Origin of the sequence: Cyclobacterium qasimii M12-11B, assembly GCF_000427295.1 — a bacterium.
In the GTDB taxonomy this organism is placed as follows: Bacteria; Bacteroidota; Bacteroidia; order Cytophagales; family Cyclobacteriaceae; genus Cyclobacterium; species Cyclobacterium qasimii.
Window position 1 is genome coordinate 31,661 of record NZ_ATNM01000109.1, and the last position, 20,035, is coordinate 51,695.

General features: G+C 35.9%; 15 protein-coding genes, 1 tRNA gene and 3 pseudogenes. 12 read left to right on the top strand and 7 right to left on the bottom strand.

All coding sequences use genetic code 11. The features are described 5' to 3' along the window. Positions 1-45: 45 nt before the first annotated feature. The 3 genes from ADICYQ_RS12030 to ADICYQ_RS12040 all read right to left on the bottom strand — a co-directional run bounded on the left by ADICYQ_RS12030 (position 46) and on the right by ADICYQ_RS12040 (position 3,372). Positions 46-741: an ABC transporter ATP-binding protein gene (locus ADICYQ_RS12030; RefSeq protein WP_020890067.1), complete on the bottom strand. Its 696-nt coding sequence runs from the start codon at positions 739-741 to the stop codon at positions 46-48. Between the two features lie 78 nt (positions 742-819). Continuing rightward, a complete protein-coding gene (locus ADICYQ_RS12035) occupies positions 820-2,070 on the bottom strand; it encodes an efflux RND transporter periplasmic adaptor subunit (RefSeq protein WP_020890068.1) in 1,251 nt (416 codons plus the stop codon). A gap of 3 nt (positions 2,071-2,073) precedes the next feature. Beyond that, complete coding sequence (locus ADICYQ_RS12040) at positions 2,074-3,372, bottom strand: TolC family protein (protein ID WP_235114598.1); 1,299 nt, start codon at positions 3,370-3,372, stop codon at positions 2,074-2,076. Between the two features lie 251 nt (positions 3,373-3,623). Here ADICYQ_RS12040 and ADICYQ_RS12045 point away from each other — a divergent pair, with 251 nt between their 5' ends. The 3 genes and pseudogenes from ADICYQ_RS12045 to ADICYQ_RS12055 all read left to right on the top strand — a co-directional run bounded on the left by ADICYQ_RS12045 (position 3,624) and on the right by ADICYQ_RS12055 (position 6,536). Further along, on the top strand, positions 3,624-4,988 hold the full coding sequence (locus ADICYQ_RS12045) for a sigma-54-dependent transcriptional regulator (protein ID WP_020890070.1): 1,365 nt from the start codon (positions 3,624-3,626) through the stop codon (positions 4,986-4,988). A 965-nt stretch (positions 4,989-5,953) separates the two neighbouring features. Further along, a pseudogene (locus ADICYQ_RS28560) lies at positions 5,954-6,339 on the top strand (ATP-binding protein). 122 nt (positions 6,340-6,461) lie between these two features. Beyond that, a tRNA-Val gene (locus ADICYQ_RS12055) sits at positions 6,462-6,536 on the top strand. Between the two features lie 11 nt (positions 6,537-6,547). Here ADICYQ_RS12055 and ADICYQ_RS12060 read toward each other — a convergent pair. From ADICYQ_RS12060 to ADICYQ_RS12075, 4 genes and pseudogenes are all read right to left on the bottom strand, one after another. Then, positions 6,548-6,844 (bottom strand): chaperone modulator CbpM, encoded by a 297-nt coding sequence (locus tag ADICYQ_RS12060; protein ID WP_040415986.1) that lies wholly within the window; start codon positions 6,842-6,844, stop codon positions 6,548-6,550. Further along, positions 6,837-7,750, bottom strand: a pseudogene (locus ADICYQ_RS12065) (DnaJ C-terminal domain-containing protein). Before ADICYQ_RS12065 ends, ADICYQ_RS12060 begins: the two are co-directional and overlap by 8 nt. Positions 7,751-7,777: 27 nt before the next feature. Next, positions 7,778-8,713, bottom strand: a complete 936-nt coding sequence (locus ADICYQ_RS12070; protein WP_020890075.1) for a M48 family metallopeptidase — start codon at positions 8,711-8,713, stop codon at positions 7,778-7,780. Between the two features lie 7 nt (positions 8,714-8,720). Next, a complete protein-coding gene (locus ADICYQ_RS12075; RefSeq protein WP_020890076.1) occupies positions 8,721-9,284 on the bottom strand; it encodes a LemA family protein in 564 nt (187 codons plus the stop codon). Positions 9,285-9,375: 91 nt separating this feature from the next. On the opposite strand from ADICYQ_RS12075, the gene ADICYQ_RS12080 reads away from it, so the two are divergent. From ADICYQ_RS12080 to ADICYQ_RS12115, 9 genes and pseudogenes are all read left to right on the top strand, one after another. Then, positions 9,376-9,771, top strand: a complete 396-nt coding sequence (locus ADICYQ_RS12080; protein WP_020890077.1) for a hypothetical protein — start codon at positions 9,376-9,378, stop codon at positions 9,769-9,771. A 999-nt stretch (positions 9,772-10,770) separates the two neighbouring features. Beyond that, on the top strand, positions 10,771-11,154 hold the full coding sequence (locus ADICYQ_RS12085; protein WP_020890078.1) for a response regulator: 384 nt from the start codon (positions 10,771-10,773) through the stop codon (positions 11,152-11,154). 135 nt (positions 11,155-11,289) lie between these two features. Then, on the top strand, positions 11,290-12,135 hold the full coding sequence (locus ADICYQ_RS29325; RefSeq protein WP_020890079.1) for a PAS domain-containing protein: 846 nt from the start codon (positions 11,290-11,292) through the stop codon (positions 12,133-12,135). A 41-nt stretch (positions 12,136-12,176) separates the two neighbouring features. Continuing rightward, complete coding sequence (locus ADICYQ_RS29330) at positions 12,177-14,861, top strand: PAS domain-containing protein (RefSeq protein WP_262485370.1); 2,685 nt, start codon at positions 12,177-12,179, stop codon at positions 14,859-14,861. Positions 14,862-15,803: 942 nt separating this feature from the next. After that, positions 15,804-16,421: a response regulator gene (locus tag ADICYQ_RS12100; protein ID WP_020890081.1), complete on the top strand. Its 618-nt coding sequence runs from the start codon at positions 15,804-15,806 to the stop codon at positions 16,419-16,421. Between the two features lie 71 nt (positions 16,422-16,492). Beyond that, positions 16,493-16,888: a hypothetical protein gene (locus tag ADICYQ_RS12105; RefSeq protein ID WP_040415990.1), complete on the top strand. Its 396-nt coding sequence runs from the start codon at positions 16,493-16,495 to the stop codon at positions 16,886-16,888. Continuing rightward, positions 16,830-17,243 carry a PAS domain-containing protein gene (locus ADICYQ_RS12110; RefSeq protein WP_040415993.1) on the top strand — a complete coding sequence of 138 codons (414 nt, stop codon included), beginning with the start codon at positions 16,830-16,832 and terminating at the stop codon, positions 17,241-17,243. The genes ADICYQ_RS12105 and ADICYQ_RS12110 overlap by 59 nt, the downstream gene beginning before the upstream one ends. Next, a pseudogene (locus tag ADICYQ_RS30285) lies at positions 17,233-17,298 on the top strand (hypothetical protein); the annotation flags it as partial. The gene ADICYQ_RS12110 and the pseudogene ADICYQ_RS30285, both read left to right, overlap by 11 nt. Before the next feature lie 87 nt (positions 17,299-17,385). Further along, positions 17,386-19,920, top strand: a complete 2,535-nt coding sequence (locus tag ADICYQ_RS12115; RefSeq protein ID WP_152520484.1) for a PAS domain S-box protein — start codon at positions 17,386-17,388, stop codon at positions 19,918-19,920. The last annotated feature ends 115 nt before the right edge of the window (positions 19,921-20,035 follow it).

The window sequence follows — 20,035 nt, forward strand, 5'->3', positions numbered from 1 at the left end:
TAATCGAAGAGAAAGTAATGACAGAAACAGGTCCACCTTGGTAATTTAGACCTCTGCTCCCATGGCCCTGTTCTGGCTCTCGGTTACTATTTGACCATCAAATAAGTTAACTACCCGATGCGCAAAATGAGAGTCATGTTCTGAGTGGGTCACCATCACGATAGTGGTTCCTTCCTGATTAAGTTCTGTGAGCAGGTTCATAACTTGCAAACCATTTTTTGAATCCAGGTTACCCGTAGGTTCATCGGCCAATATCAATTTGGGTTTGGTTACCACTGCCCTGGCTATTGCTACTCGTTGCTGCTGTCCACCAGACAATTGATGAGGAAAGTGTTTTTCACGGTGAGCAATTTTCATTCGTTCCAAAACCTGCATGACTTTTTCCCTGCGTTCTGCCTTTTCCATTTTCAAATAAATAAGCGGTAGCTCTACATTTTCAAAAACAGTCAATTCGTCTATTAAATTAAAGCTTTGAAAAACAAAGCCAAGGTTCCCTTTTCGCAATTGCGTTCTTTGGTTTTCCCTAAGACCGGCCACTTCATTAGAAGCAAAATTATAACTGCCTTCTGTTGGGTTGTCTAACATGCCGATGATGTTAAGTAGGGTTGATTTTCCACAACCAGATGGCCCCATAATGGCCACAAATTCACCCGCTTCTACTTTGAGGTTTACCTTGTTTAAGGCCAAGGTCTCCACTTCCTCAGTCCGAAAACTCTTCACTAAATCTTTAATGGTTATCATATTTTTTCAATTGAATTATAACTATTGGTCAGGTGTTTTTTCTAAAGTATTGTAGGGCCAAGGCCCATATTCATGTGATTAATTCAAAACTATTCGATCAGCATCACCAAAATTATCATAATTGCTGGTGATCACTTTTTCTCCAGGTTGCAATCCTTCCAAGATCTCATAATACCTGGCATTTTGTTTCCCGATTCTAATGTTTCTCCTTACTGCTCCGTCTCCCTCTTGGTTCACAACAAAGGCCCACTGCCCTCCCGTACTTTGGAAGAAACTCCCTTTGGGTAGCAACAACGCATCGGAAGATTCGCCTAGTTGAAGTTTGATATTATAGCTTTGTCCTGTTCTTATGTTTTCAGGTTTATCTTCCGTAAATACAAGGTCAACTTTAAATTTGCCACTCCTAACCTCAGGATATACCTTTCTTAGCCTCAAGCTAAAGTCTTTTCCATTTCGCTCCAATATAGCCATCAAGTCTCTCTGTACCCTATCAATATAATGCTCGTCTATGTCGGCTTCGATCTTGTAATCTGTCAATACATTGATCTGACCTATGCGCTCTCCCTGAGCGATGCTTTGACCTATTTCGGCATCCAAAAACCCCAATTGCCCATCTGCAGGAGCCCTTACATTTAAATGGTCCAATCGTTCATAAACCATGGACAAGGTTTTTTCCATTCGCTCCAGATCAGTATCTAGCCCTTTTAGTGAAGTCTCCCTCAATTCCTTGTCCTGAATTGTCTGTAGTTTTATGATATCAAATTGCTTTTCAGAAAGTTCATAATTCTCCTGGGCGATGAGGTATTCTTCCCTGGAAATCAATTCCTCTTCATAAAGTGACTTGTTCTGCTCATAATTCCTTTTAAAGCGGTGAAGATTGGTACTGGCAGTAGCAAGTGATTTTCTTCCTTCCACCTGTCTGGAATCAAAAGTTAATTTTGTTGAACGCAAGTCATTTTGCTTTAAGGCCAGGTTACTTTCGCTAGCGAGTATTTGCTCGTACAGGTTTCTATTTTCCAAAACCAGGATAATGTCACCCTTTTTAACAATCGCCCCTTCTTCAATCAATTTTTCGGTAACACGACCACCTTCGTAAGCATCCATGTAGATTGTAGCAATGGGTGCAACACTACCATTGATTGTAATATAATCATCAAATTTTCCTGCTTCAACTTCGGCTATAGACAGCTTTCCCTTTTCCGTTCTGAAAGTGGAAACGGAATTGGTAAACCACAGCTGATAACCTGCAAAAATCAGCAAAGCCGCCAAAGCCATGTATCCGTAGTGTTTAGGCCTCAACCCTTTTTTCTTTTCAAGTATAATATCCATAAGTTATTGAATGTTAAAAAGGGACAATCCCCTGTAAAAATCGATGGTACTGTTATTCACTTCCAGACGCAAGCCTACTTCCAGGTTTTCATTTTGGGCCGCAGAAAATAAGTTTTTAGCACTTGTAAGCTCTAATATACTGATTAGCCCTTTTTCATACCGTCTTTGCGCAATGGTAAAGGTAAGCTCCTGGGCTTTTACCTTTTGAAGGCTTTGCCTATATTCATTTTTCAAAGCTTTGTTTTCTACTACCAATTGCTGAATATCATTGTACACCTCTTGTTTTTGAATCTCAAGGTTGTTTTCTGTCCTCTTGAGTTCAATTTTACTTTGTTTTATTTGCGATCTAGTCGACCATCCCCTACTAATCGGTATATTTAAACTCAGCCCGACAACCCGATAGGTATTGTCTCTTATCTGATTTCTAAATTCTATCGTATTCCCAATAGTATCCCTCGTTGTTTGAAAATACCCAGTACCAATGTTTGCATATAAGGAAAGGGATGGATACAGATAAGCCCTTGAAACGTCCACCTGCTTTTTGGCAGCATTTACTCTAAATTCCTGCGCTTTAAGCAAAGGCAAAAAACTTTCCGCTTGCTGGTAAATGGAATCGGTATGGATGGCTTGAAAAATCATTTGAAACCCAGTCTCATTTTTCTTGCCCTCTATTGAGAAATTTTCCCTATCCTCCAGGTTCATGGCTTGCATCAATTGAAGCTTTGCTATTTCAAGTTTGTTTTCACTTTGGGTAAGGTTAAGTTGATCTGATAGTAAAAGAGATTCTGATTCATACAAATCTGCTCCTGCTTTTAAACCCAATTCAATTTGTCGTTTCACAAGGTCATAATTCGCTTGAGAAACCTCCTCCTGTCCTTTTCCAACTTCTACCAATTCCTCAAAAAAACGAACATCATAAAATGCACGCATCACCCGGAAAGCCAGCAGATACTTTTGTTGCATGGTTTCCTGTAGGCTTGCTTCATAGATAAATCGGGAGGTTTTAATGGCATTGATTTTTAAAAAACCCTGAAACAAATCAATTGATGAATTTAAGGAATACCCATTTGAAAAGAATTCATTGGTAACTACATCATTGGTAAATGGATCAGTACTTCTACCATAGTTTATGTTATAACCTGTGGAGGCATCTATACGGGGAAGTAGGTTTCTAACGGATTGTCTATAATTCTCCTTGCCTGATTGGGAAACATATTCATAATCCTTTACCTCAAGGTTATGCACCATGGCATAGGCCACACACTCTTCCAAAGACCAGGAACCTTGTGCTTGTACCTTCAAGGTAAAAAAACTTAATAGAAGTAGAAATGCTTTTAATTTTAGTGCCATATGATAATGTTTCTGACAAATACCTATACCAGCCTCATGCCAATAATTTTAAAATGTTGATTTACAAATGTTTACGTTTGTTTTTTATTAGATTAGTACCTATTTGTAAAATAATTGTACGTCTTTTGTCAAAAAATTTGACACTTTTTAGCAGGTTGACATTCTGAATTGTAGTTTTAAACATTTACCAAGATAAAATACAGATGATCGACGCAAAAATTCTGGTGATTGATGACAACAAGAGCATGTTAAGCGCTTTGGAGATATTGTTACAGTTTGAGTACAAGCATGTAGCGACGCTATCCAATCCAAACCAAATTACATCTTACCCTGGTTTTGCTGATTTAGACATTGTTTTATTGGACATGAATTTTTCTGCGGGAGTTAATTCCGGTAATGAAGGACTTTTTTGGCTCAATCAGATCAAGGAAAAGGCCCCCTACATCTCTGTGATAATGATGACTGCCTATGGATCCATAGACCTTGCTGTAAAGGCGATTAAAAATGGGGCGGTTGATTTTATTCTCAAACCCTGGAGCAATGAACGCATGCTGGCAACCGTCAGGTCTGCGCACCAACTACGAAAGTCACAGAAACAAGTAATCGAACTTCAGAAGAAGGAGCACAATCTTAAGCAAGTCATTAACCAACACAATCATGCGATAATTGGTCAATCAGAAGCAATAAAAGCAGCCTTAAAGCTGACAAGAAAAGTAGCCCAAACGGATGTCAACGTTTTGGTGACAGGGGAAAATGGTACTGGAAAAGAACTGATAGCAAGAGAAATACACCGTTGTTCCAAAAGAAGTGGAGAAATTTTTATTGGGGTGGATATGGGTTCCATTTCAGAAACACTCTTTGAAAGTGAGCTTTTCGGACACATCAAAGGAGCATTTACGGATGCAAAAGAAGAGCGCACAGGGAAATTTGAAGCTGCAGATGGGGGAACCTTGTTTCTTGATGAAATTGGTAACCTTTCGCTAAAAATGCAAACCAAATTGCTTTCCGCCATTCAAAATAGAACCATCGTAAAAGTAGGCTCAAATAAGTCCGTTTCAGTAGATATTAGGTTGATTTGTGCAACAAACTGCGATTTGGAAAAAATGGTTACCGATGGGCTTTTTAGAGAAGATTTAATGTATCGCATCAATACCATACATGTTGATGTGCCTCCTTTGCGAAATAGAGGTGAGGACATAATCGTTTTGTGTCAATATTTTTTAGAAAAGTTCATGCATAAATATGGAAAGCCAGGCTTGCGCATAAATCAGTCTTCGGAAGAAAAACTAATGAAATACAAATGGCCTGGAAATGTTCGGGAGTTACAGCACACTATGGAAAGGGCAGTGATTCTAAGTGAAGGGAATGTGTTAAAACCATCTGACTTTTTTCTAAATTCAGCCGCCATATCCTCTTTTGATTCTTTCCCTGGTTCATTGGAAGAAATGGAAACCTTAATGATAGAGAAAACACTTAAAGAATGTGACGGAAACTATACACTGGCAGCTGAGCGCCTTGGCATTTCCCGACAAACATTGTACAATAAAGTTAAAAAATCCAGAGACTGATGGCCAGTAGAAATTTCTATTTTCAAATGATCATTAGGGTGGTATTGATCACCTTGGCAGCCTTGGGAAGTGCTTATTTTGTTATACTTGAGTGGTTTTGGGTTGGTGGTGTATTTTTAATAAGTATTGGCTTTCAAACATATTTCCTTATTTCCTATATAAATAAAACCAACAGAAAAATCGCCTATTTTTTCGATGCCATTAGAAATGAAGACTTTACCTTACGTTTTCCAGAGAAGGTTTCTATCCAATCCTTCAAAGAATTGAATAGCAGTTTGAACAGGGTAAACCAATTGATTCAGGACGTTCAGTTGAAGCTTCAGGTCAGGGAAAGGTATTACCAGGAAATATTAAAGCAGATCGATATTGGTATAATGACCATTGATGAAAAAGGCCATATTCTATATTCAAATCCTTTTCTGGAAAAACTACTTAATTTCAGGCCCCTATTACATCTAAAACAATTTCGTCAAATCGACCTTAAGTTATATGAGCTGATAGATAACCTTGGCCCCTTTGAGCAGAAGTATTACCAATTGGTAAATGAGCGCGAAAAGAATCAATTGTTTTTCAAAGCTGTCCCGATCAATATGGAAGGCAAAGCCCTTCTATTGGTAACGGTGCAGGACCTTCATAAAGAATTGGATGAAAAAGAAACAGACTCCTGGGTACGGCTGATAAGGGTGCTCACCCACGAAATCATGAATACCATCACTCCTATTACCTCAATTTCAGAGTCCTTATCCAAATACTATAAAGTCGATGAAGGTGGAGAGTTGAAATGGGAAAATCTGAATGAGGATCAAATTAAAAATACGGTAAAAGGGTTAAATGTTATTAAAATCCAGGGTGAGGATTTAATGGATTTTGTCCAGTCTTATCGTAGTTTTTTGGACCTTCCTAATCCAGATAAATCTTTGGTGAATATTAAAGCCTTACTGGAGCGATTAAAAGTATTGATGCGAATGGAAAACAACAGTCGAAAGCTAGAATTTAATGTTTTGGTGGAACCTGAAGATTTGGAATTTTACATTGATGAAAAGCAAATTGCGCAGGTGCTGATTAATCTTTCAAAAAATGCCATCCAATCTGTTGAGGGACAAAACAATGGAGAGCTGACCATAAAGGCTTCCATCAATGCGCAAGGCAGGAAATACATAGAAGTCAAAGACAACGGGCCTGGTATTTTGGCTGAACAGATGGATGAAATTTTCGTTCCTTTTTTACCACCAAAAACGGTGGAACAGGTATTGGATTAAGTTTATCGAAACAGATTATGCATTTGCATGGTGGCAGCATTAGAGTGCATTCAATACCTTTTAAGGAAACCACTTTCGTGCTAACTTTTTAATCTCAAATAAAGAATTGGCAATAGTAATGTAGCATCCCGGTGACTCCATTTTATTTTAAGGGATATTTACCCATTGCCTATTGCCAAATCCAACGATATCATGTATAATTGCAACTGAATTTAGGTCGTTAGCTCAGTTGGTTCAGAGCGCTGCCTTGACAGGGCAGAGGTCACCAGTTCGAGCCTGGTACGACCTACTTTTTCAACTTTACTGGTGCCTATCCAGTTTCCTTGCCAGAGAATTAACCTCTTCTTTTAGCCTTTCAATTTTTTCCTGTAAATGGACAATGGCATATAAACCTTCTAAATTTATTTCCATTTCATAATGTAACCTTGAAAGTCTTTCCAAGAGGGCTAAATCCTCCTGTAAAACGTACTCCTTTTCCTCAATAACAATTATTTCACACAAGTCTTGCGCTGCGAGTGAATAGACAAATGTCATTTCTATATTGCAGGATTGGCAAAACTGATCCAGTGAAACATGATCATCTATTAAATTATTCATGGTTTCTAAGATTAGCCAATTGTTCAAATAGTTTCTTCTCCTCTGCTGTAAGTGAACTAGGAATTTTCACCACATAATTCAAATACAAGTCTCCAAAAATGCCCTCTTTGTCATAAACTGGAAACCCTTTTCCTTTCAATTTTACTTTCGTACCATTTTGTGTACCGGCAGCTAATTTTAATTTTACTTTTCCGGTTAGGGTAGCAACAATTATTTCCCCTCCTAGAATAGCAGTATATAAATCGACTTCCACTTCCTTATGTAAATCTGAACCTTCTCTTTTGAACTCAGGATCAGGGGCGATTTTAAATGTGATATAAAGATCACCTTTAGGCCCTCCATTTACACCGTCGCTTCCATGGTTTTTAATTTTAATGGTTTGTCCATCTTCAACCCCTGCCTTGATGGTAAGCCTTATTTTTTACCATTGATCTCAAGGGTTCTCTTGTCCGACTCGAGAACATCTCGCAATTGAAGTTCAAGCGTGGCATGAAGGTCTTGTCCTTTGAATTTTATACCAGAACCGGATGACCTTCTACCACCACCGCCGCCGCCGCCAAACATGGAGTCGAAGAAATCTGAAAAACCACCTCCTCCGAAGGCTTGCTCAAAATCAGCATTGCTGTATTGTTGCTGTGCTCCTCTTCCACCAGCATTACCGGAATTTTGTTGAGCTCCCTGGTTTTTCCAGTTTTCACCATATTGGTCATATTTCTTTCGCTTCTCCGGATCACTCAGTACTTCATTGGCCTCATTTATAGCTTGAAATTGTTTTTCTGCTGTCTTATCGTCAGGGTTGAGGTCAGGATGGTATTTTCTGGCCATTTTACGATAAGCTTTTTTTATTTCTTCTGGAGTGGCAGATTTATTTATACCCAACAGTTTATAATAATCAATAAAATCCATGTTTTATAAATACATTATGATTTAATGTTAAAAATTCTCTAAAATTTCAATGCGTTTTTCTATAGGAGGATGGGTCGCAAATAAACCGGAAATTGAAGACAAAATGCCTGAAGACTTATCAGGTCTATTTTCAATAAACAATTCGGCAACATCGTCACTCTTCACTCCTTTCACCTGATAGTTTCCCGCTATTTTACGCAATGCGGATGCCAAAGCAAGTGGATTTCGCGTCATTTCTGCAGCACCACTGTCTGCCATAAATTCTCTTTTTCTGGATATTGCAAATCGGAAAAGCATGCTCAGTAGATAGGCAACTATAGCAATAACCATGGCGATAAGCATGGCACGGTTGTCACTTTTCCCCCTCCTTCTAGCTCCTCCAAAAAGCATATTACGAAACAATATTTGAGCAACAAATGAGAAAATCCCCACGAAAATGATAGAAATAATCAAAAGACGTACGTCCTTATTCCTTATATGCATCAGCTCATGAGCGATTACTCCCTCAAGTTCTTCATCCGTAAGCGCCTCTATAATTCCTCTTGTAAGGGTAACGGTATAACTCTTTTCGTTAATGCCACTGGCAAAGGCATTGAAAGCTGGGTCTTCTATGATATTCACCTTCGGCATCTTCATTCCCTTACTTATACATAGGTTTTCCACCAAATTGTATACCCTCATGTTTTCCTTACGCTCCAGTGGTCTCGAACCTGCTGCCCCTTGTATCATTTTAGAGTGAAACAAAAAAGCAATCACAAACCAGACAGCTACAGCAATAAGCACCCCAGGTATGGTATCTACAAACATTTCATTGATTGAAACATTGTACTCTTCCTGAGGAATGGTCAGGTATAAAAATGCATATACCGCAGCCAAAATTAATAGCGGAAAACCTATTAATAGTAAGACAGAACGTGAGTTGTTTCTCCTGATTTGGGTTTGTATTCCAATATATTCTGCCATTTATATTCTAAAATTTAATATCAGGGGCTTTGTCCAGACGTTCTCTTTCAACTTCTCCCACATCAAACATTTTCTCAGTATGAAAACCAAACATTCCAGCGATTAAGTTGGAAGGAAAGCTTTGCACTGCAACATTGAATTCTCTAGTGGCAGAGTTGAAGTATCTTCTTGCAGCAGCAAGCTTGTTCTCTACATCTGAAATTTCATTTTGCAGTTGTAAGAAGTTGGCACTGGCTTTTAAGTCCGGATAAGCTTCAACTTGAATTTGCAAGCCTTGTAAGGCTGAACCTAATTCTTGTTCAGCAGCAATTTTCCCATCAATTGTGGTGGCATTTATAGCCTTAGATCGGGCTTCCGTTACTCGGGTCAGCACCCCAGCTTCATGGTCCATGTAGCCTTTTACACTATTCACAAGCTGTGGAATAAGGTCATGTCGCTGCTTCAACTGAACATCAATATCAGCAAAGGCATTTTCTCTATTGTTTTTATACGCTACAAGTTTGTTGTAAAGTGAAACTAAAAACAAGCCAATAACGACGGCAACTATAATAATAATCAGCGTAGTGCTCATATAAATTTGGGTTTGTTCAATAATGCTTGAATATACAAAATTTGTGATTTATTAGTATATTTGGCGACGGTTAACTTCAACTTAAATCAAAATGAAAAAATTTATTGGTCCGATTTCAATATTGGTGATTATCCTTATTGCTGGAGTATTCTGGTGGAGGTATTATTTTGTATTTGCTGAAGGTGTAAAAGCCGGTAATTTGAACTACTTCGAAAAGAAAGGCTTTATTTTTAAAACCTGGGAAGGGAGATTGGTTCAGGATGGATTTCAAAGCCCTAACCCTGGAGCCCTTCAAAGCAATGAATTTCGCTTTAGTGCTGACGGAGATTCTTTAGCTTCCGTATTAGAACGGGCAGGCGGAAAATTTGTAGAATTACGCTACAAAGAATACCTCAATCCAATCCCTTGGCGTGGTGCAAGTGAATATGTAGTCACAGAAATCATCAAGGTAGGTGATTCAAGAGCGGATAGTTTCCCCATCAAATGATGGCTCAGTCCAAATAATAGTCATTCCGGATCCCACTTTCATTGCATTTGAAAAAAATAATTGTCAACTAGATAATTAAATTCAATGCAAATCTTTACCTTTGAATTTTCAAGTAGCTTTTTTAAAGTAACCTATTTATCACCCATAAATACGCCTTAAAATCGCTAAATATTTGTTTTTCTTTGAAGAAGCATGCTTATTACCCAAATAGTCAGATTCCATTCCTCGAAAGACTGGTTACCTTTTTATTTTAAAATCACCTAAAAAAATAATAATCGATTATGTTCATGCATAACCTGTATCTTCATTGTACCCATGCTGTTTTGATTCCGAGACAGCCCCTTTGATGTACCGTCAAAACTTCTTGATGCTATAATCCTCACCTAAAAATTTGAACAATTATTTTATTTCAGCATAAAGGTTTCGCCTATTAATCTGTCATTTTGTCTCTTGACATTAGCATAAAACGCTAATTATAATCTAGCAGCCTTTAACGCCACAATAATTATGAAATAATATTGATTATCAAATCAAAAAAATCAATTGGATTATTCATAAAGGATATTAAGCAATCAACAGTAAAAACAATTTAAAAAAATCAATAGATCAATATTTGGTGTATTTAACTCGAATTAACACAATGTAAATCTATATACATTAATCGGGTATATACAAATAAGCAATATAACCTAAGCAGATAAATAAAGTTATACTGTAAGAAATGCCATTGTAGAAAAGTTATTTACCGTTTAATCTATTCTTTTGGTTTATCCTGTTTGATGAAAGAATATTTCGATAAGCCCATTTAATTAATCATTTCCTTTAAAAGAACAATAAAATATCGCGTTTCCTTTTACAATAAAAGGATCGATACTATTCTAAAAGGTCTGTTTTAGAAGAAAACAATCTCATTTTCTAAAATAAACATTAATAATTTAAGCATTTATTGGTTTTAAGGTACTGAAATCACCTTAAATCATTTCTCTATAATTCAACTAAATGAACATTTTAAATTCTCTAAATATTTTAATTTTAGCAGATATTCCTGAAGATTATCTAGAGATAAAAACAATATTTAAAGAAATCGAAGGAGGCAAACAACAACTTTATTGGAGCAAATCCCTCACCGAAATACCAGAAGTAAAATTTGATCTTATTTTTTATACTATTAATAAATCTGATATTGATCTAAGTGAATCTTTTAGTAAATTAAATTGCGTTTTAGGTCAGCTTCCAATTATTGCCCTTACTTCCAATTCAGATTTAAATTTTACAATTAAATTACTTGAACACGGGGCAAAAGATGTATTGATAAAGGGAGATCTCAATAAGGCACAATTGTATAAAACGGTGTTTATTGCTTGTGATAAGCTTAAAAAATAAGTTATCTAATCATCTTCCCAATGCTTCAAATAAAATTTAAATCATTACCTTTTTAATGAAAGTCAGGAGCCTAAATTTTTATGCAAGGCAGATGATTTATCAATTGATCAAATTTCCGAAAAAGGGGCTGAATTATTGAAGCTAACAGGCAAACCCATCCAATTCATCTACGAACTATTTGATGACAATAAGGAAGATCTTATTAAAAGTTTCACTGGTAATACGTCCATTAAATCCAAATACACCTTTCAGACAGTTTTACTCAATTCAATTGAGCTAAAGAAGTCTGTCGTTTTAAAAGTTACCGCTCAAAGAATTGAAATTGGTGAAGAGTCTTGGGTACTGTTTTCATGCATAGATATTTCTGAACTCGAAGAAATAAAAACCTCCCTGGAAAAGAATATAAATCGGTATCAATTGGTCTTGCAAACGACTAATAATGTTACCTGGGAATACGATTTGATTAATGGAGAATTGGACTGGAGTGATAATTTCACAGCCATTTATGGACACCATACAGAAAGCGTTCAAAACATTACAAAATGGTCAAATAAAGTTCATCCAGATGATCGGGAAACCATTCTCAATAGCTTTAATAAAGCGTTAACTGGGGAAAAAAGCAAATGGCAGGCAAACTACCGTTTCCAAAAAGCAAATGGGTATTTCGTGTATGTATTTGAACAATGCATAATCATTAGAGATAAGAATGGCAAAGCAATTCATGCTTTTGGAACCATGAAAGATATTTCCAAGAAAAAAGAAAGGCAACATCAGCTAAGTTTGATGGAAAAAGTAGTTAAAAGCGCCAATGACCCGATTTTGATCACGGAAGTTGATGCCATCAACCCTGCAGGACCTCGTATAATTTTTGCAAATGATGCTTTTTTATTGCAAACAGGCTATTTAAGGGAGGAAATAATTGGCAAATCCCCGCGTTTCCTACAAGGAGAAAAAAGTAACAAAAAAGAATTAAAAAATTAAAGAAAGCTTTAATTAATGGGTACCCATGCCGAATTGAAACCATTAACTACAAAAAAGATGGAACAGAATTTTGGGTAGAATTCTCTGTTGTGCCAATTTCAAATGAAAAAGGAGTAATCACTAATTGGATCAGTATTCAACGTCAAATAACAGACGTTGTGAAGAAAAGGCAATTGGAAGGTGTTTTCAAAAAAATGAATATGGAGGTAGGACAACCCAAGGATCTGGAAGATCGGTATTCTGCCCTGTTAAAAGTAATTTTGAAGTTCACAGGTTTAGAAGTAGCGGAGGGATGGATCACTAATATCGACAATAGTAAGTTAAACAAAGTAATTACCTGTACAAACAAAGCCAAATTCAATGATTTCTCAAATGTTCGAAGCTCATTTAATAAGGCTGAAATAGGCTTAAGTCTACCTGGAATTGCTTGGGAAAAAGGAGAAATAGTTTATTGGGAAAATTTGGAAAACAAAACTGAATTTATTGGGCTTGAAGAATTGAAAAAATATGGGTTGCATTCAGCAATAGGAATTCCAATTCATATGAATAAGTCCTTGGTTGGGGTGATAACATTATTTACAAAGAAAAAACAATTTCAACTGGAACAGCAGCTGCCATTTTTTGAAAGTCTCAGTAACCGACTGGGATTGGAAATAATGCGAATTAAAACAGAGAATGAATTAAAAACAATTTTCGAAATAATTCCTAATTTACTGTTTGTAACCGATGCTAAAGGGCTTGTTATTAAAGGAAACATACAAGCTTCCAACACTTTCGAATGCACTGAGGATGAACTAAAAGGCATCTCGTTTCGAAACATGATCCCAATTGCTGATAGAATAGAATTTGATGATTTTTTGATCAAAATCGAACAATCCAGAACAATCGATGAAATTGATATACCAATTTTGATCAACGATCAGATAAAGTGGATAAACCTGACAGCAACTTTCCTTCCTTCTGAATCCTTTATCTACTGTGTAGGTAAAGATATTTCGCATCAGAAAAATCTAGAAGATTTAATTAGAAGAACCAATGAAATTGTAAGAATAGGTACTTGGGAAGTTACCCTTTCTCAAAACAAGATGTATTGGTCTCCTATGACCAAAGTCATCCATGATTTGGGAGATGAATTTGAACCCGAACTTCAAGATGCCATAAATTTCTATAAGGAAGGGTACTCTAGGGAATTAATCCAAGAAAAGGTAGCATTAGCCATCAAAGGAGAAATTAACTACTTTGATATTGATACGCAATTGATTACCTCTAAAGGGAGATTAGTATGGGTTCGTGTTCAAGCTGAAACTGAATGGTTAAATGGAAAGCTTTTTCGAATTTACGGTAGTATCCAAGACATTAATGACCGTAAAAAAACTGAGGAGGAAATAATGGAAGCCAAGATGCGATACGAATTGGCTTCAAAAGCTTCTACAATTGGTGTTTGGGATTGGAACATTGAAGAGAATGCTGTGGTCTGGGATGAAACCATGCAAAAACTAAACGGGAGAAATATAAGCAACTCCTTGGTCAGTTATGAAGAATGGATAATGGGATTACATCATGATGACCAGGAGACACAAAATTCTCTCATACAAGAAGCATTGCTGGGTACAAAAGATTTCAATACTCAGTTTAGAATAATATTACCTGATTCAGGTGAAGTGAGGTTTATTAAAGCTATTGCTTATGTTGTCCGAAACGATTCAGGGGAACCAGTAAGAATGGTAGGGATCAATTATGATGTTACAGAGGAAGTTGAATACAAAACGGAATTAGAAAGAGTTAACCGGGAAAGAGAAGAAATTTTGGGAAGTATAACGGATGGATTTTTCTCCGTTGACAAAAAATGGAAAGTAACCTACTGGAATAACGCAGCGGAAAGTATATTGAAAATGCCACGAAAAAATATCGTGGGCAAAAATTTGTGGGATGTTTATTATGATGCCATTCAGCTTAAATTTTTTAGTGAGTTCTCTACTTCCATGGAGAAAGGAGAGGAAAGACGCTTTGTTGAATATTATCCAACAGTTGATATTTGGCTTGAGTGCTCTGCTTTTCCAAAAGAAAATGGTCTAGTGGTCTATTTAAAAAATATAACGGGAAGAATTAAACAGCAACAAAAACTTGCTGAAATACGATTACTTCAAGAACATGTAATCAACAGTACAGAAGACCTTATTTGGGCAATAGATACTGAATACAATTTAATTATTGCCAATAATGCTTTTATAAATGAGATTGTAAATGTAACGGGTAAGAAGTATAAATTAGGAGACACCCTGGTTAATTCCAATGAAGATAAAATATTTAATTATTGGAGAAATGAATTCGGCAAGGTACTGCAAGGAGAGCAACAAAACTTTACCTTCGAAACACAGGGAAATCTTCTAAAACCTAAAATATTCCAAATTGGAATGTATCCAATAATTGACAATCGTTCGGGGATAACCCAAATTACAGGAGTAGCTTGTTTTGCACGTGACATTACCGACAAAGTGGAGCACATCAAAGCCATAGAAAAACAAAACGAAAAACTTAGAGATATAGCCTGGAAACAATCCCATATAGTTCGAGCCCCCGTTGCCAGGATTATGGGCCTTATCAATCTCCAACAAAACATGAATTATACAGGAGAAGAACTCGATGAAATTTTAACCTACATAAAGGAATCTACAGATGAGCTGGACCATATTATTAGAGATATTTCCAATAATACGAAAGCATAAAATATAGAGAAGAAAATTTAAGAAAGCCCTAAATCCTGATAAAATCAATCAATTTAGGGAGTGTCTGCTAATTTCTGCTTTGACGGTCATTTTCCTTGTAGTTAACAAATTCGCCAGTATAACGGATTATAAAATTAGAAAATCTGCCGTCGTTTTATTCCTGATAGGTAAGGGAATGTTGCGGAAACTACTTCCTAATTGTCTGCTAGCGCTTCATAATAAACCTGAACTTCAAGTTAACATACCGGATTGTTGTGTTCCTTCAAGAAATCCTTTTTTTAGAGGTGAAAGTGCGCGATTCTATGATAAAAGCTTCTTTTCTGATAATTAATGCTTAAATACTGACTACTCTCCTGGTCTCCTACCCAATTCTATAAACTTTAACTAAAATGAAAAGTCTTTATCTATGTTTGAGTTAAATATATGAGAATCAAGGTGATTTCGTTCTGATGCGAACCACTATAGCGTTAAAAGCTTCCAATTTTCCCCCTACTTTTTGACGGACCTTTAGAGCACTTTATTTCTAAACCTTAGGCTGTAAGGACCAGGTCATCATGAAGTGAATACCCATTTACAGGTTTCTGTTTCAAATTATAGCATGCTTACTATAAATCTTTTTTGCCACTTTATTATCAAAACAAGAATAGGAATCAAAAAGAATTTAGTTAATTTTCATTTTTAAATGAAAAAAGGAATAAATAAAAAGTAAGCGAATTTATAATTTTTTACAAAAAAATATAAATTAATTGCTATAGAGACACTTGAAAATTTTTTTTGTGTTAAATTTCTTGTAATTTATAAGCTTCAGGATTCAACAAAGATATCCAAGAAAAATGCTAAAATAGCATTCATTATTTAACCTGACACCAATCTTTCTTGAATTAATTTTCAATTTTAAATTTAAAAATCCACTGTAAATAATCCAGACTTAACAAGAACAACATGAATAATTTTTATGCCCAAAAGGTTTTGATAATAGTGGGTAATTTGGATGAATACATGCTTTTTGAAGAAAAGTTTGGTGAAATAGGCATAGATAAATCACAGCTTTCCTGGGTAAAATCTATAGAACAAATTACTTCAAAAAACTTTGATTTAGTAATTTTTGATTTAAACTCACCAGTCACCAATAGAACAGAAACTTTAGCTAAAATAAAGCTCAAATTAGGTCAAATAACTATTTTAGTCCTGACTACTAATTCTGAATCAGACTTTGCCATAGAATTACTTAAAGAGGGCATACAAGATGTTTTGGTTAAAGGAAAGTTTGATAAAATACAGTTATACAAATCCTTAAGTGTTGCCAAGGAAAAACAAGAATTTAAACAAAGGCTATTAAAGGCTGAAAAACAAATTGATCAAATTCTGCCAAACACAAATGAAAATTGGTACGATTTACTTTTCAGTCAGCACCCTACACCTAAATTTTTATGCCGAGAGGATGACCTGTTAATATTGAAAGCAAATCTTGAGGCTGAAAAATTATTAACATTGTCAGGCAAAACAATAGAATACATAGACGAACTTTTTGAAGAAACCAAAAAGAAATTTTTGACATAGTCCTGTCGGACAAGCAAACCCATAACAGTTATTCCTTTCAAACAAGGATAAACAATCCTTCTAATTCAGGATTGGACATTTTAATTCAAGTTACCCTACAACATATCATTGCAGAAAAAGAGAATTTGCTCTTATTTGCCTGTTTGGATATAACCGAACTCGAAACAACAAAGAGCACGCTAAAAAACTATATTAACAAATACCAATGGATGCTCAAGGCAGCCAATTATGCTGTATGGGAATATGATTTGGAGAACAATAAGGTTATTTGGGGTGATAATTATAGCGCTCTCTTTGGATATAATCTTATAAAAACTGAAAAGCTTGACGCCTGGAAGAATGCCATTCACTCAGATGAGCGCAATAAAATCATCCATTGCTTCAATGAGGCTGTTTTAGAAAAAAGAAATGTGGCAAGCAAGCTATCGATACTTAAAAGAAGATGGAAGTTATGCCCAGGTATATGACCAGTGTACATTCGTATTCAATGACCAGGGCAATGCCATACGTGCTTTTGGCGTCATACAAGATGTCACCAAACAAAATGAAAGAGAGCATCAGCTAAATTTAATGGAAAAGGTGGTGGAAAGCGCTAATGATCCCATCTTAGTAACAGAGGCCGAAGCAAAAGACAGCCTTGGACCTCGAATTATTTTTGTCAATGATGCTTTCTTAAAACAAACTGGATATTCAAGGGAAGAAATTCTTGGTAAAAGTCCCCGAATTCTACAAGGACCTAAAAGCAATCGGAAAGAACTAAATCGATTAAAAATCGCCATGAAAAAATTGGCAACCTTGCCAAATCAAAACCATAAATTATAAGAAAGATGGGTCAGAATTTTGGGTAGAGTTTTCAGTAGCTCCTATAGCAGATGAAAATGGTTCTTTTACCAATTGGATTAGTATTTACCGAGAGATCACCAAACGGGTGAAGGACAGTGAAATTAAGGAAGTTTTTCAAAGAATGAGTATTGCTGTTAACCAACCCAAAGATTTGGAGGGCAAATTTGAGGCATTACTAAGGGTAATCTTGAATTACACAAATTTGAAAATTGCAGAAGGCTGGATAATGAATATTGACAATAGTAGGCTCAATAAAGCTGCTTCCAGCACAAAAGCCTTTGATTTTGATAACGTATCTGAATTGAAAGCTATCTCCAAAGAAGTTGAAATCGGAATAGATTTGCCGGGTACGGTTTGGGAAAGGGGTGAAATAATAATATGGGAAGACCTTGAAAATCACCCCGAATTTGCCCAAAATAAATCCATGCTGAAATATGGATTAAAAACAGCAGTAGGTATTCCCATTTACCATGACAACACAATGGTGGGAGTCATTACGCTATTTTCTCAAGAAAGCATTACTCAGGTAAAATACCATTTGAAGTTCTTTGAGAAAATAAACCTTGGCTTAGGGGCTGAACTAAAGCGGATGAAAACCGAAGATGAATTAAAATCTATTTTCGATTTAACACCTAACCTATTATTTGTAATTGATTCTAATGGAATAATAAAAAAGGGGAATTTGCAAACCGCAATAACCCTTGATTGTTTTTCAGTTGATTTAACAGGCAAATCTTTTCGTGAAATGGTACCTGAAGATTATCAATCTAAATTTGATGATTTATTGATCAATATTGATAAAAAAAGGTCAATCGTTGAAATTGATATTCCCATATTGATAAAGGATCAACTTATATGGATCAACCTAACAGCATCACTTCTCCCTTCCGGCTTTTTCATCTACTGTGTTGGAAAAGATATTTCCCATCAGAAAAATTTGGAAGATTTGCTGAAGAGGGCCCACCAGATCGTTCGAATGGGAACTTGGGAAATGAATCTGGTTAACAATAAAGTTTATTGGTCACCAATGGTTAAAGTGATCCATGAATTGGATGAGCAGTTTGAGCCAGATCTGCATAAAGCAATTGCCTTTTATAAAGAAGGGTATTCCAAAGACTTAGTCCAGGAAAAAGTGGCATTAGCTATGAAAGGTGAAATAAATGACTTTGACATCGATGTAGAGTTGGTTACTTCAAAAGGTGTAGAACTGTGGGTAAGGGTTCAGGCCGAGTCGGAATGGATAAATGGTAAAATGTTTCGAATATATGGCAGCGTTCAGGATATCACTGAAAGAAAAAACATAGAGTCAGAATTAGCTGAAGCAAATATCCGCTATGACCTTGCTTATAGAGGAAATAACATGGGTATATGGGATTGGAATATTAAAGACGATGTTTTGACATGGGATGATAATATGAAAATCCTATACGGGTTAGAAAAAGATACCGTCGTTAATGCCTTTCAATTTTGGAAAAAAGGTTTACACCCAGATGACCTTGAGGAGCAAAATAACCTGGTCCAGAAAATCATGGCCGGGCAGAATGACTACAATACCAAATTTAGAATAGTGAGACCTGTTAGTGGAGAGATTAGGTACATTAAAGCGATGGGTTATGTAGTTCGAAACAAAACCGGTGAACCAATTAGAATTGTTGGAATCAATTACGATGTTACGGAAGAAGTGATATCCAAAATAGAGCTTCAAAAGGCAAATCATGAAATTGAAGATATTCTAGGAAGCATTACCGATGGTTTCTTCTCAGTAGACAAAGACTGGATAGTAACTTATTGGAACAATGCTGCAGAGAAAATATTGCAAAAACCTCGGGAAAAAATAGTAGGAGAAAATTTAGGGGACATATACCAAGACGCCTTACATCTTGCTTTCTTTACAGAGTTTTCGATAAGTATGGATAAAAAGGAAGAAAGGTTCTTCGTAGAATTTTATCCAACTATTGGTATCTGGCTTGAATGTTCCACATTTCCGAAAGAAAATGGCATCGTTGTTTATTTAAAGAATATCACGGCTAGAATAGAACAGCAACAAAATTTGGCTGAAGTAAGGCTACTTCAAGAGCATGTTATAAACAGTACTGAAGACCTCATTTGGGCAATGGACGATCAATATAAGTTGATAATAGCCAATAATGCATTTTTAAAAGAAATGTTATTGATTACAGGAATTGACTGTAAACTAGGGGAACATTTAATCAATTTTTCAGAGGAAAAAATATTCAATTTTTGGACGGAAATATTTAGCAAAGTATTTAAGGGGGAACAACAAAATATCACATTTGAAGCCAAAGGTAAGCTCTCAAGTCCTAAAACTTTTCAAATAGGCATGTATCCTATTATTGACAAACAATCTGGAGAAGATAAAATAACAGGAGCAGCCTGCTTTTGTAGAGACATCACTGACAAGGTTAACCATATCAAAGCAATAGAAAAGCAAAATGAAAAGCTGAGAGACATTGCCTGGAGGCAATCTCATATTGTTCGGGCACCAGTGGCAAGGATAATGGGACTGGTTAATCTTCAAAAGAACATGAATTATTCTGGAGAAAAACTTGAGGAAATTCTAAATTATATTATGGATTCAACAGAGGAATTGGATCAGATTATCCGGGATATTTCCAAGAGATCTTACAATCAATAAGGCCTTAAAAGTGATTTTGTAAGGAAATAAGCTACAAACCTTCTAATCCTTAAAAATGTTAAAATTAAGACTATAAATAGGTGGTGACTTATAGTCAAAAATATTGACCATTATT